The sequence below is a fragment of the Serratia sp. ME47 genome (assembly GCF_903970925.1).
In the GTDB taxonomy this organism is placed as follows: Bacteria; Pseudomonadota; Gammaproteobacteria; order Enterobacterales; family Enterobacteriaceae; genus Serratia; species Serratia ureilytica.
On record NZ_CAJCKE010000004.1, the window covers coordinates 22245 to 36028 of the forward strand.

The 13784-nt window shown below is 60.8% G+C and carries 14 protein-coding genes; 7 read left to right on the forward strand and 7 right to left on the reverse strand.

Annotated elements, in window-relative coordinates; translation table 11 throughout:
* Positions 1-46: 46 nt before the first annotated feature.
* The 4 genes from hutC (at position 47) to H7A77_RS05730 (ending at position 4761) form a co-directional block, all read left to right on the forward strand.
* Complete coding sequence (gene hutC, locus H7A77_RS05715; RefSeq protein ID WP_182073929.1) at positions 47-802, forward strand: histidine utilization repressor; 756 nt, start codon at positions 47-49, stop codon at positions 800-802.
* 156 nt (positions 803-958) lie between these two features.
* Positions 959-2182, forward strand: coding sequence for an imidazolonepropionase (gene hutI / locus H7A77_RS05720; protein ID WP_049200373.1), 1224 nt, complete (start codon positions 959-961; stop codon positions 2180-2182).
* A complete protein-coding gene (gene hutG / locus H7A77_RS05725) occupies positions 2179-2982 on the forward strand; it encodes an N-formylglutamate deformylase (protein ID WP_182073930.1) in 804 nt (267 codons plus the stop codon). Before hutI ends, hutG begins: the two co-directional genes overlap by 4 nt.
* Before the next feature lie 243 nt (positions 2983-3225).
* Positions 3226-4761, forward strand: coding sequence for a serine hydrolase (locus H7A77_RS05730; RefSeq protein WP_182073931.1), 1536 nt, complete (start codon positions 3226-3228; stop codon positions 4759-4761).
* 3 nt (positions 4762-4764) lie between these two features.
* Here the strand turns inward: H7A77_RS05730 and H7A77_RS05735 are convergent, their stop codons facing one another.
* Together H7A77_RS05735 and H7A77_RS05740 are read right to left on the reverse strand one after the other, a co-directional pair.
* Positions 4765-5295: a chorismate mutase gene (locus tag H7A77_RS05735; protein ID WP_033652093.1), complete on the reverse strand. Its 531-nt coding sequence runs from the start codon at positions 5293-5295 to the stop codon at positions 4765-4767.
* A 115-nt stretch (positions 5296-5410) separates the two neighbouring features.
* A complete protein-coding gene (locus H7A77_RS05740; protein WP_033652092.1) occupies positions 5411-5896 on the reverse strand; it encodes an anti-virulence regulator CigR family protein in 486 nt (161 codons plus the stop codon).
* A 442-nt stretch (positions 5897-6338) separates the two neighbouring features.
* Here H7A77_RS05740 and H7A77_RS05745 point away from each other — a divergent pair, with 442 nt between their 5' ends.
* On the forward strand, positions 6339-6518 hold the full coding sequence (locus tag H7A77_RS05745) for a hypothetical protein (protein ID WP_033642811.1): 180 nt from the start codon (positions 6339-6341) through the stop codon (positions 6516-6518).
* Between the two features lie 54 nt (positions 6519-6572).
* On the opposite strand, the gene H7A77_RS05750 is transcribed toward H7A77_RS05745, so the two are convergent.
* The 5 genes from H7A77_RS05750 to H7A77_RS05770 all read right to left on the reverse strand — a co-directional run bounded on the left by H7A77_RS05750 (position 6573) and on the right by H7A77_RS05770 (position 12245).
* On the reverse strand, positions 6573-7454 hold the full coding sequence (locus H7A77_RS05750; protein ID WP_033642808.1) for a nucleoside-specific channel-forming protein Tsx: 882 nt from the start codon (positions 7452-7454) through the stop codon (positions 6573-6575).
* A gap of 362 nt (positions 7455-7816) precedes the next feature.
* Positions 7817-8089: a hypothetical protein gene (locus H7A77_RS05755; protein ID WP_004941292.1), complete on the reverse strand. Its 273-nt coding sequence runs from the start codon at positions 8087-8089 to the stop codon at positions 7817-7819.
* 73 nt (positions 8090-8162) lie between these two features.
* On the reverse strand, positions 8163-9056 hold the full coding sequence (gene yddG / locus H7A77_RS05760; RefSeq protein WP_164057119.1) for an aromatic amino acid DMT transporter YddG: 894 nt from the start codon (positions 9054-9056) through the stop codon (positions 8163-8165).
* Between the two features lie 91 nt (positions 9057-9147).
* Positions 9148-10518, reverse strand: coding sequence for an APC family permease (locus tag H7A77_RS05765; protein WP_033642803.1), 1371 nt, complete (start codon positions 10516-10518; stop codon positions 9148-9150).
* Between the two features lie 308 nt (positions 10519-10826).
* On the reverse strand, positions 10827-12245 hold the full coding sequence (locus H7A77_RS05770; protein ID WP_015377637.1) for a glutamine synthetase family protein: 1419 nt from the start codon (positions 12243-12245) through the stop codon (positions 10827-10829).
* Positions 12246-12464: 219 nt separating this feature from the next.
* Between H7A77_RS05770 and puuD the strand changes: the two genes are divergently transcribed.
* Positions 12465-13226 (forward strand): gamma-glutamyl-gamma-aminobutyrate hydrolase, encoded by a 762-nt coding sequence (puuD, locus tag H7A77_RS05775; protein WP_025302552.1) that lies wholly within the window; start codon positions 12465-12467, stop codon positions 13224-13226.
* Positions 13223-13780: an HTH-type transcriptional regulator PuuR gene (puuR, locus tag H7A77_RS05780; RefSeq protein WP_033642801.1), complete on the forward strand. Its 558-nt coding sequence runs from the start codon at positions 13223-13225 to the stop codon at positions 13778-13780. The genes puuD and puuR overlap by 4 nt, the downstream gene beginning before the upstream one ends.
* Positions 13781-13784 lie beyond the last annotated feature (4 nt).

A 13784-nucleotide genomic window follows, 5' to 3' on the forward strand; every position in this document is an offset into this window, starting at 1 on the left:
ACAGTAAACTGGTGTTATTATTTTTTTATTTGACGAGGTTAACGTCGTGGCTGAACAACAGACCGTGTTACAACTGGCGGCTGCAATGAGCGATGCCCCCGCCCCGATCTACCAACGGGTCAAACAGGCGATCGTGAATCAAATCCGTGCGGGGCACTGGCAACCGCACCAGCGCGTGCCCTCCGAAAGTGAACTGGTGGCGGAACTGGGCGTCAGCCGCATGACCATCAACCGCGCGCTGCGCGAGCTGACCAGCGAAGGTTTTCTGATCCGCATGCAAGGCGTCGGCACCTTCGTCGCCGAAGCCAAGGCGCACACCGCGCTGCTGGAAGTGCACAACATCGCCGATGAGATCGCCGCGCGCGGTCATCGCCACAGCAGCAAAATCCTCGAGCTGAAGGCCCGCCCGGCCAGCGAGGAAGAGGCGGCGGCGCTCGGCATCCAGCCAGGCCAACGGCTGTTCTATTCGCAGATCGTGCATTGCGAAAACGACGTGCCGGTGCAGGTGGAAGACCGCTGCGTCAATCCGCTGGTAGCGCCGGATTACCTGAAGCAGGATTTCGACCGCGTCACGCCCTACACCTATCTGACGCAGGCCGCGCCGCTGACCGCCGGCGAACACATCGTCGAAGCGGTGATCCCGACCCGGCGCGAACGCGAGCTGCTGCAGCTGGAGGACCACGAACCCGGCCTGCTGATCCACCGTCGCACCTGGTCCGGCAAAACCGTGGTGACCTCGGCCCGGCTGCTGTACCCCGGCAGCCGTTACCAGCTGTTCGGCCGCTTCACCAGCGAAGTCTGATCCCCGGCGGGCGCCCCTGCGCCCGCATCTCCGCGGTCGATCACATCCTGATAACAAAATCTCTCCCGCCTCTTGTGACATCCCGATGAATGCGTTAGGTTGTTTTTGATTGTATATACAACCATGTGGGAGCTGCGGCTCCGACGGAGGAAAGCAATGACGTCTGAGATTCACTGTGACAGCCTGTGGCACGGCGCCGATATCGTCACCATGCGCGACGGCAAATATCACACCCTGACCGACGGCGCGATCGCCGTACGCGACGGCAAGATCGTCTGGATTGGCGAACATGCGGCGCTGCCGCCCGGCCTGATCGCGGACGAAACGGTGAAATTCGACGGCGGCATCATCACCCCCGGCTTTGTTGACTGCCACACGCACCTGGTGTTCGGCGGCAACCGCAGCGGCGAGTTCGAACAGCGGCTGAACGGCGTGAGCTATGCCGACATCGCCGCGCAGGGCGGCGGCATCATCTCCACCGTGAAAGCCACCCGCGAAGCCGACGAAGCGCTGCTGCTGGAACAGGCGCTGTTCCGCCTGCGGCCGCTGCTGGCGGAAGGCGTCACCTGCGTGGAAATCAAATCCGGCTACGGTCTCAGCCCGGAAAGCGAGCTGAAAATGCTGCGGGTGGCGCGCAAACTGGGCGAGCTGCTGCCGGTCGAGGTGAAAACCACCTGTCTGGCGGCCCATGCGCTGCCGCCGGAATACGCCAACCGCGCCGACGACTACATCAATCTGGTCTGCGATACCATCATCCCGCAGGCCGCCGCCGCCGGCCTGGCGGATGCGGTTGACGCCTTCTGCGAACATCTGGCGTTCTCACCGGCGCAGGTGGAGCGAGTCTTCGCCGCCGCCGAAGCCGCCGGTCTGCCGGTCAAACTGCACGCCGAACAGCTCTCCGCCCTTGGCGGCAGCACGCTGGCGGCGCGCCATCACGCGCTCTCCGCCGACCATCTCGAATACGCCACCGAACAAGATGCCCGCGCCATGGGCGACGCCGGCACCGTGGCGGTGCTGCTGCCCGGCGCCTACTACCTGCTGCGCGAAACCCAGTGCCCGCCGGTGGAGCTGTTCCGCAAGCACCATGTGGCGATGGCGATCGCCAGCGATGCCAACCCCGGCACCTCGCCGGCGCTGTCGCTGCGCCTGATGATCAACATGGCCTGCACGCTGTTCCGCCTGACGCCGGAAGAAGCGCTGGCGGGCGTTACGACCCACGCCGCCAAAGCGTTGGGGCTGCAACACAGCCACGGCACGCTGGAAACCGGCAAGGTGGCGGACTTCGTTCACTGGCCGCTGTCGCGGCCGGCGGAACTGGCTTATTGGTTGGGCGGCCAGCTGCCCTGTACGGTGATTTTCCGAGGAGAAGTACGTCAATGACCATTCGCGATCCTTTTAGCTTCCAGACCGGCAGCCTGCCGCTGCTGATCAGCATCCCGCACGCCGGCACGCAACTGACGCCGGCGGTCGAGGCCGGGTTGACCGACGACGCCCGCCCGCTGCCCGATACCGACTGGCACATTCCGCAGCTGTACGACTTCGCCCGGGCGATGGGCGCCAGCGTGCTGGTCGGCAACTATTCGCGCTTCGTCATCGATCTGAACCGCCCGGCGGACGACAAACCGCTGTACACCACCGCCACCACCGGTCTGTATCCCGACGTGCTGTTCGACGGCCGCCCAAGCTTCCTGCCGGGCAAAACGCCGACGGACACAGAACGCGCCGGCTATCTGCAGCAGATTTGGCAACCTTATCATCAGCAGCTGCAGGACGAGCTGGCGCGCCTCAAAGCGCGGCACGGCTATGCGTTGCTGTTCGACGCGCACTCCATCGCCTCGGTGATCCCGCGGCTGTTCGACGGCAAACTGCCGGATCTCAACCTCGGCACCAACGGCGGCGAAAGCTGCGCCCAGGCGCTGAGCGATCGGCTGGTCGCCTGCTGCGAGCAGCAACAGCAGTACACCCACGTGCTGAACGGCCGCTTCAAGGGCGGTTACATCACCCGCGCCTACGGTCAACCGCAGCAGCAACAGCATGCGATCCAGCTCGAGCTGGCGCAGGTCAACTACATGTCCGAACAGTATCCTTTCGCGTTCGAACCGCAGCGCGCCGCCTCGCTGCAGCGCCTGCTCAAGCAGATGGTTGAAAGCCTGTTGGACGGCGCCGCCAGGCTGAACTGATCCCCCTTTACAGGCGCCGCCGGGCGCCTGTTTTTCTCCTGCCTTTAACCGCAACGCCAGCGGCAATCTGCGCGCTATATCAAAGTTTCGCGTGATTCCCCGCTAACTGGTCCAAACAGCGCACAAAACAGCGGCCGACGAAAAACGCACTGCGCCACAATCAGCCCAAAAGCCCGTGTTCATCGTCAGCACCGGGCGGCCTGTGGCCAACTGGCCCGTTTCGAATATCTCTCTGGAGGCCCTATGTCTGTAACACCGTTAAACTGGCGCGCTGCCGGCGCCGTCGCCGAACAACTGCTGGCCGGCTGGCAACGGCGTGGCGAACCCGGCGGCGCCATCACCCTGTTTGACGCCGAACAACTCCGCGCCACCGCCTGCGCCGGCCTGGCCGATCTGGCGCAGAACACCCCCTTCACCGCCGACAGCGTGGTGCGCTACGCCTCAGTGACCAAGCATATCTTCGCCGCGCTGGCGCTGAACGCTACCGATCGCGCCGTTCGGCTGGAGCAACGCCTGGGTGAACTGCTCCCCGCCCTGCAGCCCGCGTTGGCGGACGTTACCGTCGGCCAGGCGCTGGACATGACCGGCGGCCTGCCTGACGTGCGCGAGACGCTCGGCCTGCTCGGCATCTCGCTGCATGCCGTCAGCGAGGCGCAGCCGGTGATGCAGTTTGTCGAGGGGCTGGAAAGGTTGAACTATGAGGCCGGCAGCGAGATCGCCTACAGCAATACCGGCTATCGGCTGCTGGAGGCCGCGCTGCGCAGCAAAGGGTATGATTTCGACCAGTTGGTGCAACGGCATATCGCCCAGCCGCTGCAGGTGCAGATGCGAGCGCCGGAAAGCTGGTTCGACGTGGTGCCGGGGTTGGTGCCGGGTTACTGGCGGGCGCCGCAGGGCTGGCAACACGCCAGCGCCGGCCTGCACCTTTCCGCCTCCGGCTGCCTGACCGGCAGCGTCAACGCCCTCACCCGCTGGCTGCAAACGCTGTTGGCCGACCAAGGCCCCGGCCAGGGCGTGCTGGCGCAGCTCAGCGCGCCGCGCCGCCTCAATCAGGGCCAACTCAGCGCCTATGGCCTGGGGCTGGCGCGCACGCCGCTGGGCCGCCGCAGCCTGCTGGGCCACGGCGGCTCCCATGCCGGTTACAAAACCTATTTCCTGCTGGCGCCCGACCGTCAGGCCGGCGTCGCGCTGGTGGCCAACCGCGAAGATTGCGACAGTTTCGGCATGGCCTTGCAGGTGATGGCGACGCTGCTGGGCGAACCGCTGCCGCAGCGCAGCGCGGCGATCCCCGACGGTCTCTACGCCACGCTGGCGGAGCCGCACTGGCTGGAGGTCAAAAACGGTAACCTGGCCTATCTGGGCAGCGATGAACCGCTGTATCAAGGAGAGGACGGGTACGCGGTGTCGCTATCCGCTCATATGCCCATCAGGCTGAAGTGGACCGGCGAAACGGTAGAGGGCGAGGTTGGACACGTGGCGCGCCGTTTCCTGCCGGTCACGGCCAACGGCGACTGCCTGAAGCATGTGCAGGGGCTGTGGTACCACCCGCACTATCGCACCGCCTTTGAAATTCGCGGCAATCGGGTGCATATCGGCGTCGGCCCGGCGGCGCAGACCGGCACGCTCAGCCCGCTGGGCCAGGGACGCATGCTGGTGGAGTGCCAGGACGGCCCGTGGTTGAAACGCTTTTGCCTCTATTTCCGCGGTTACAACGTGGATCTCATCGCCAACCGCAGCCGGATGCTGACCTTCCGCCGCAGCACCGTCGGCCGCGACTGACGATCAGCGCGCGCTGTCGGCTTTGACCGCCAGCAGCGCATCCGCCAGCCGCCGCTTGTCGGCGGCGCTGAGATTCACCTGTTCCACGGACGCCATAAACGCCGCCCGATCCGCCGCGTCGAGCGGGCCGGCGCGCAGCCGCGCCGCCAAACGCTGCAGTATCCGGCTGCTCAATTGCCCGATCTGCACCCGCACCTGCGCCAGCGGGCGCGGCTGCCAATCGCTTTCCGGGCTCGCCAACCAGTCGGCGCGATAGCGGTACTGAATCGCCTTGGCGGCGTCCATCTGCGCGGTGATAAAAGGCCGTACCGACGCCGGCTCCAGCCCCAAACGCCCCGCTTCCGCCTGCGCGTTGGCCAACACCTTCGCCTCCTGCGCCAGATCTTCGATCGGCAAATGCTGCTGCGCCTTGTAACCGGCCACGTCTTTCATCAACGACAGCCGTTGGTTCACCAGCTCGCCGATAGCGGCGCCGCCGTCCGCCAACGCCGGAAAACTGGTCAGGCAACACGCTATCAATAACGCCCTGAACATGGCTCCTCCCTTATGATGCAGTGAAAAGGTCAGGCGCCAAGTTCACCACGTCAGCCCCGCGCCGGCAAATAAAAAAGGCCCCGCCGCAGCGAGGCCCGATGAGACCCAACCGGCGTTAGTCGAACACGCCGTTGATGACGGAAGCCACAATCGCGGTGCTGAGCGCGACCAGCACCAGATCGTCGCCGGCGATGCGCCATTCATAACCCGGATACTGCGGCAGTTCACGCAGCATCGAAGATGGCACCATTTTTTTGGCGATGCCCGGCGGCAGCGGTTTGCCGCGCGCCAGATTCTTGGCGATGCCCGGCGGCAACGAGCGGTAGCCGGTCAGCCCGTAGGTGTGCGCCAGCGAACGGGCACGGTCGCGCGAGAGGCTGACGGAAACCAGATTATCGTCGTTTCTATAGTCTCTATAGTCGCCTTTATCTTTGTTGCCGTGATTGCCGTGGTTACCGTTATTGCCGTGATTGCCGCTGTTGCCATGCCCGTTGCCGTTGCCGTTACCATTGCCGCCTTTGTCGGCCATGGCCGGGGCGGATGACAACCCCAGCGATGCAATCAGTGCCAACACCGTGAGAGTCGTACGACGTTTGTTCATGTTGTGTATTCCTGCGTGGGGGACTCTGTTTACTATAGTTGGCCTTTTCCGGGCAAAGTATAAGGAAAACTCCGAGATGACAGTGCGGTTTTACGGCATTCGCGCCACTCTCTTGTTTTAACGCAAAACGCCTCGAGAATTCCGAAATCTACCCCCGATTTTTCTTGAAGAAAAATAAGCCTTCCGCTAGCGTGGGACGGTAACAAAAAAGAGTTAGCGTGCTCTTTTTCGTCGCACCTCAAATCTTATTCTTATCATCCAGAATGATAATATCGAACACTTCCCGCCTTTCCGTGCGGGATTCTTTTTCCCACCGGCGTCGCTCCTATTTGGTGCTTTATGTTGAGATTTCGTTGCCGATAATTTACATTCGCTGTCTGAGAAACCTTAACCTCCCGCGGTGGCCAGGCTGGCAACGGGTGGGCGTTCAGGAGCAAAAGACGTGCAAATGACCCTCATGGAATACATCACTCGGCACTTTAACGGCGATCTTCATCGTTACGCGCAGTCGGAAGGCGTCAGCCGTGAACAAATCATTAGTTGGATAAATAATGAATGTCACGTGATCAAAGGCAGGCTGTTTATGCCGGTGAGGCATCTCCCGGTAGAACAAGCCCAGTGATGACGAAAAAAAACCCCGCCAGGCGGGGTTTTCTGTTTCTGATAACACGGAAAATCAGAAGTTATAGCCGACCACCAGGTAGTAACCCCAACCGGTAGACTTGATCGGGCCCTGCGGCGTGCCGATCTCCGCGCCATCCTGCCACTGACCGCCGTTATGGAAATAACGCGCCACGAAAGAATAGTGCCAGTGATCGTAGTTCAGCGCCAAAATATGGCTGGAGGCGATAGAGTTACCGGTGCGCACCTGTTTGCCGGTGCCGTCAACCCAATGGCTGTCCTTGCCCAGATCGGAACCGAAATCGAAGTTGGTGAAGCCGATGTAGCTCAGATTGCCGCCCCACACCTGGGTCAGCGGCACAAAGTATTTCACCTTGAAGCGGTAACCGTCCCAGCTGTTCTCGTTGGCGGCCTGGTAGTTTTCCCACTGGTATTTGGCATAGATGTTCATCGACAGGCTCATCGGCAGGCCGGTGTCGATATCGGTGCCCAGACCCATGTACCAGGTGTTTTGACGACCGTCGGCGTTGTGGCCCAGGTCATAGATGTAGTTGTTGGCGAAGTACCACTCTTTGAACGGACCGAAGCTCAGATCGGTGCCGGTCAGCTTGTCGATGGAGAAGCGCGGTTCAATCTCCATAAACAGCGGGGAGCCTTTGTCCCAGATGCCGCGGTCCGGGGTATTGCCCACGCCGAAGAACTTCGGCACGTCAACGTAGCCGTAGAAATCGAACCAGTCTTTCTTGGCGAAGGCTTCGTATTCGAGATACACGTCGTTATTCAGTTGCGGCCCGAAACGGGTGTGGTAGCTGCCCACCACGTTAACGCTCTGGTGCCACCAGTCGGAGACATATTGACTGTCTTTGCTATCAGCCATTGATGATGCACTGTAAGACGCTGCGAGCAGTACACCTGCTGCGAGAGCTATTTTTTTCATTTTATTACCACATGCTTAAAGGGCCATTTCCTGCCCGTTTAGAAAAGATGACAATGAGTCTGCCGACACCTGGCGTTGTCTTCACACAGAAACTCGGATGACGCGCGCATTATAGAAACCACTGACTGTAAGAATCTGTGATCCAGTTACGCATTTCGCGAATAGGTAATCGATTGCGTTCACATTTGTCAAATTATGTTTCATGCAAATTCACATTCGCTGTGATTTTTGTCATGTGTCGCGTTTTTTAGCGCAGTTTTTAAGCCAAATGACATCAGGGCGTCATCACGAGGTGGAAAAGAAAAAGCCGACGCGCGAGCGTCGGCCTTCATCAGCATCAGGAGAAAGTGCGGAACGTGAAATCAGTTTACCGCCGGCACCGCTTTGGCGATGTTTTCTTGGCGGAACGCCACCTCTTCACCGTTTTTGACCTCCCAGCTGGCGACCGGAATATCGGTTTTGGGCGCCGCCGCGACGACCGAACCGTAAATCAGCTTGTCGTCGCGGCGCAAAATATAAACATCGAGCTGATATTCATGCCGCAAATTCGCCGTAGTCAGGCGCACGGTATCGCCGCGCTCATAATGATGCACGTCGATTTCAGGCTGCTGAATAAATTGAATGTCACTTCTCATTGTCGTCGTTCCTTCAGGCAACATGGCTAGTTAAATTCTAGTTCAACATTGCGGCGATGGCGGATAATTTCCGTTAATTTCCGCGAGTTGCCCGCCAACAGATCAGCGAGCCCAGGGTGACCATCGCTACGCCCTGCCAGAAATTGGCGGTCAGCGAGGTGTGCAGCACCAGCGCGGCGAACACCGCCGACAGCACCGGGGTAAAATAGGAGACGGTCGCCAGCAGCGTCATGTTGCCGTGCAGAATGCCGACGTTCCAGGCGGCATATCCCGCCCCCATCGCCACCCCGGCGCACAGCAACGTCACGGTCACGCCGACGCTGAACTGCATGCCGCTTTCCGCGCTGAAGGCGTACTTCAGCCACAGCGCCAGCGCGGTCAGCGCGATAAACAGCACCACGCCGTTGCTGCCCTGGGCGATCTTCTTGGTCAGGTTGCAATACAGCGCCCAGATCACCGCGCCGCTGAACGCCAGCGTATAGCTGAGCGGATTGCTGCGCACGTTGGCCAGCATCTGCGCCGGTGACCAGCCGCCCTCGCCGCTCATGATCCAGCCGATGCCGAACAGCGACAGCAGCAGCCCCGGCAGCAGCCACCATTTCGCCTTTTGGCCGTTGAGCGCCAGCGCCATCAGCACGGTGAAACAGGGCCACAGGTAGTTGATCATGCCCACTTCTATCGCCTGCAGGCGGGTATTGGCGTAGCCGAGCGACAGCGACAGGCAGATCTCGTAGCTGACGAACAGCAGGCTGCCGACGATCAGGTAAGGCCGCGGAAAGCTGCGCCATTTCGGCACGCCGAGCGCCACCAGCAAGAACGCCGCGCTGACGCTGTAGATCATCGCCGCGCCGCCGACAGGCCCCAGCCCTTCGCTGACGCTTCTGATCAGGCCGACGACGCTGCTCCACAGCACAATGGCCAATAAACCGAACAACGTGGCGCGGGTACGCGAGGGCAAAGCGGGCATAAGGCAGGTCCAATAGGTTATTTTTTATCAGGTTTTTCACTCTACTGCCGCACGTGCCAAAAAGAAAGGCGGGAAACTCCCGCCTGTGAATTTATTGCTGCGGTTGCCGCTCCAACTGCGGCGGCGGCTGGCGAAAGCGTCGGGTCAGCCAGGCCAAATAGCCGAAGCCCAGCGTCGCCCAGATAAGCCCCATGGTCAGCGAGCTTTTCTCCAGGTTCAGCCACAGCACCCCTACCGTCAGCGCCCCCACCAACGGCAGGAACAGGAAGTTGAAGCGATCCTTCCAGCTTTTGTTGCGCCCTTCGCGAATAAAGAAGTGGCTGATCACCGACAGGTTAACGAAGGTAAAGGCCACCAGCGCGCCGAAGTTGATCAGCGCCGTGGCGGTCACCAGATCGAATGACAGCGCCGACAACGCCACCAACCCGACCATCAGTACGTTCAGCGCCGGCGTACGCCATTTGGGGTGGATATAGCCGAAGAATTTCTCCGGGAACACGTTGTCACGCCCCATCACGTACAGCAGGCGCGACACGCTGGCGTGCGACGCCAGGCCGGAGGCCAGCGTGTTGATAAAGGTCACGCACAGGAAGATCGATTGGAACAGCTTGCCGCCGACGTACAGCGCAATCTCCGGCAGTGCGGCGTCGGGCTGATGAAAGCGTTGAATGGACGGGAAAAACAGCTGAATGAAGAACGACACGCTGATAAAGATCACCCCGCCGTACAGCGCGGTCAGGAAGATGGCGCGCGGGATCACCTTGGCGGCGTCGGGCGTCTCTTCACACAGCGTGGTGACTGCGTCAAAGCCGAGGAACGAGAAGCACAGGATAGTCGCGCCGGTAATGATCGGCAGCAGGTGCGCATTCTCGCTGAGGAACGGCCGCAGGCTCCACACCGTACCCATCCCCTCGCCGTTGTGCAGGCCGCGTACCACCAGGTAGATAAATACCAGAATGATCGCCACCTGCGCCAGTACGAACAGGGTATTGAAGTTGGCCACCAGATTGACGCTTTTCAGGTTGATGGCGGTGATCAGAATCACGAAGCCCACCACCCACACCCAGGGCGGCACCTCCGGGAACAGCGCGGTCAGGTAGATCTTGGCCAGCAGCGTGTTGATCATCGGCAAGAACAGATAGTCCAGCAGCGACGACCATCCCACCAGGAAACCGACGTGCGGGTTGATCGCCTTCTGCGCATAGGTGTAGGCGGATCCGGCGGTGGGAAACTGGCGCACCAGTTTGCCGTAGCTGATGGCGGTGAACAGCACGCCGGCCAGCGCCAGCAGGTAGGAGGTCGGCACATGGCCGTCTGTGAGGCCGGAGACGATGCCGAAGGTGTCAAACACCGTCATCGGCGTCAGATAGGCCAGGCCCATCATCACCACCTGCCACAGCTTGAGGGATTTGCGCAGCTGCGGTTTGCCCGCCTGGCCGCCGTCGATGGCTTTAGTCGTCATGGCATTTCCCCTTTTGGTCCTCTGCTGTCAACCGTGCAACGTCATTCAGAGAGGCCGCAGGGAAACTGCTGCTCAGGCGGCGGGAAAAACGGGTTGGGATCGCTGTCGGGCGGCCGGCGACCGGCCCGTCGGCACTGCGGCACAGGCAAACGTCTGCGCAGGGGGATGACTGAGTCATGGTTATTTCCTCGTCGGCGTCCTGTACGCCGTGATAGAAGAAATTCTGTACCGCAGCGCGCAGCCTCGCCGGCCACAGGAGAGCCGATGAAATGCGCCGGACGCGCGCGGTAGTCACAGGGTGAGCGGGATCAGGCGTTTTTCAGCATCCACTCGATCTCGGTTTCGGTGATCAGGCGCTCAAACTGCACCAGCTCATCGGTTTTGCAGGCCAGGTAGACATGGCTGAAGCGTTCGCCCAACAATGCATTGAGCACCGGCTGATGTTCGAACTCGTACAGGGCGTCGCTCTGGCGGATCGGGAACGGCAGCCCGTCCTGCTCCAGCCCGTTGCCGGTCACCGGCTCAGGCAGCGGCAATGCGGTTTCCAGGCCGTAGACGATGCCGGCCAGAATGGTCGCCATCACCAGATACGGGTTGGCGTCGGCGCCCGCCACGCGATACTCCACCCGGTGGTTATCGCGATCGCCGCAGGGAATGCGCAGCGCCACGGTGCGGTTGTTATGCCCCCAGGAGGCCTGGGTCGGCACATACATGCCGGGCTGGAAGCGGCGGTAGGCGTTGACGTTCGGCGCCAGCAGCGCCATCGAGGACGGCATCAGGGCGATCATGCCCGCCAGCGCCTGTTTCAGCAGCGCCGAATCTTCGCCGTCGTCATCGGCGAACACGTTGTCGCCTTGCGCATTCAGCATGCTGATGTGCACGTGCATGCCGCTGCCGGCGTGCTCTTCATACGGCTTGGCCATAAAGGTCGCCTGCATATTGTGGTTCTCGGCCACCATGCGCACCAAGCGCTTCAGCGCCAGCGCATGGTCGCAGGCCTGCAGCACATCATCGGTATGGTGCAGGTTGACCTCGAACTGCCCCGGCGACGCCTCCGCCACCGCGCCGTCCGCCGGAATGCCCTGCAAACGCGCCAGTTCGTCGATCTCGCTCAGCACGTCGGCGAAATGGTTCAGGTTATCGACGGAGTACACCTGGCTTTGGGTGTTGCGTTCTTGCGTGCCCGGCGCGCACGGCGGCTGCAGATACCCCTCCGCATCGCGTTGACGATCGATGAGATAGAACTCCAACTCTACCGCTACCACGGGGGAAAGCCCGCGCTGACGCAAACGCTGCCACACTCGGTTCAGCACATTGCGCGGTTCAACGTCAAAGGGAGTGCCATCTTCATCCAACATGGTGAGCAGCACCTGTGCGATATATTGCGGGTCCGCCGCCGACGGCGTCAGCGTGCCCGGCACCGGCACGCACACGTGATCCGGCTCGCCCAACTCCTGCCCCAGCCCGGCCTCTTCCACCACGTTGCCGAGAATATCCATCGCAAATACCGACGCCGGGAAGTAACAGCCTTTTTCCAGCTTATTCAGACCGCCGACCGGGATGCGTTTGCCGCGGAAGCTGCCGTTCAGATCGGTCAACAGGACGTCGACATGTTGGGTTAACGGATAACGTTCCAGATACTTCTTCACTTCGCGCTGGAACGCGCTACTTCGTCTCTCTTCACTGTGCTGAACAAAGTTTTCCACTTCTACGATGTTGGTCTGCATGGTTCACCCGCCGTTTGTGTTTTGCTGTCGTCGATGTTTATTGACCGTCTTGTTCAATATAATGCCCACAAATGAAACGTAGATGAAACAAATTTGTTTTGCAAGTGTTACTTTTGGTTTGAATATTGGCCAATCGACTGCTAGATTTATAGAATATTGAACGAAATCGGCGGTGGAGAAGCTTATCGTTCATAATTTCGAACGTACCAAGGGGATAGCATGGACAATATATTTAACAGACCAGTCATCGGCGTCGTCATGTGCAGGTATAGGTTAAACGGGCACCTTACGCAGACCTTGCAAGAAAAGTACCTGAATGCCGTTATCACCGCCGGCGGTTTACCGATCGCCCTGCCGCACGCGCTGGCGGAGCCTGAGATGCTGGCGGAACTGTTGCCGCGCCTCGACGGCATTCTGTTGCCCGGCAGCCCCAGTAATGTGCAGCCGCACCTTTATGGTGAAAACGGCGATGAGCCTGACGCCGATCCTGGCCGAGACGCGTTGAGCCTGGCGCTGATCCGCCAGGCATTCGACAGGCGCATTCCCCTTTTCGCCATTTGCCGCGGCATGCAGGAAATGGTGGTCGCCACTCAAGGCACCCTGCATCGCCGCTTGTACGAACTGCCCGAGCTGCTGGAGCATCGTGAAGATCACGACCTGCCGCTGGAACAGCAATACGCCCCCGCCCACGAGGTCATCGTTCAGGAAGGGGGGCTGCTTTCGCAACTGATACCGGATTGCAACAGATTCTGGGTGAACTCGCTGCACGGCCAGGGCGCCAAAACCCTGGGCGCGAGCGTTCGCATCGAGGCGCACGCCGCCGACGGGCTGGTGGAGGCGATCAGCGTACGCGATCAGCCTTTCGCGCTCGGCGTGCAGTGGCACCCGGAGTGGAACAGCGACGAGTACGCCCTGTCGCGCCTGTTGTTTGATGGTTTCATTACCGCCTGTCGGAACTATCAAAAGGAAAAACGCCCATGAGCGACGTCAGCTTGGCACCGGGAAAACGTCTGTCGCAGATCCGTCAACAATTGGGGTTGTCGCAGCGCCGGGTCGCCGAACTGTCTGGGTTAACCCACAGCGCCATCAGTACTATCGAGCAAGACAAGGTCAGCCCGGCCATCAGCACGCTGCAAAAGCTGCTGACGGTATACGGTCTGTCGCTGTCGGCGTTTTTCGCCGAACCGGAAAAACCGGCTGAGCCGCAGATCGTGATAGACAGCGACGACCTGATCGAGATCGGCAGCCAGGGCGTATCGATGAAGCTGATCCATAACGGCGATCCGAATCGCACGCTGGCAATGATGATCGAGACCTACGAACCGGGCACCACCACCGGCGAGCGCATCAAACACCAAGGGGAAGAGATCGGCACGCTGCTGGAAGGCGAAGTGGTGCTGCAGGTCAACGGCCAGAGCTATCACCTGCAGGCCGGGCAGAGCTACGCCATCAATACCGGCATTCCCCACAGTTTCAGCAACACGTCGGCGCGCATTTGCCGGATTATCAGCGCCCATACGCCGACGACATTCTGATCAA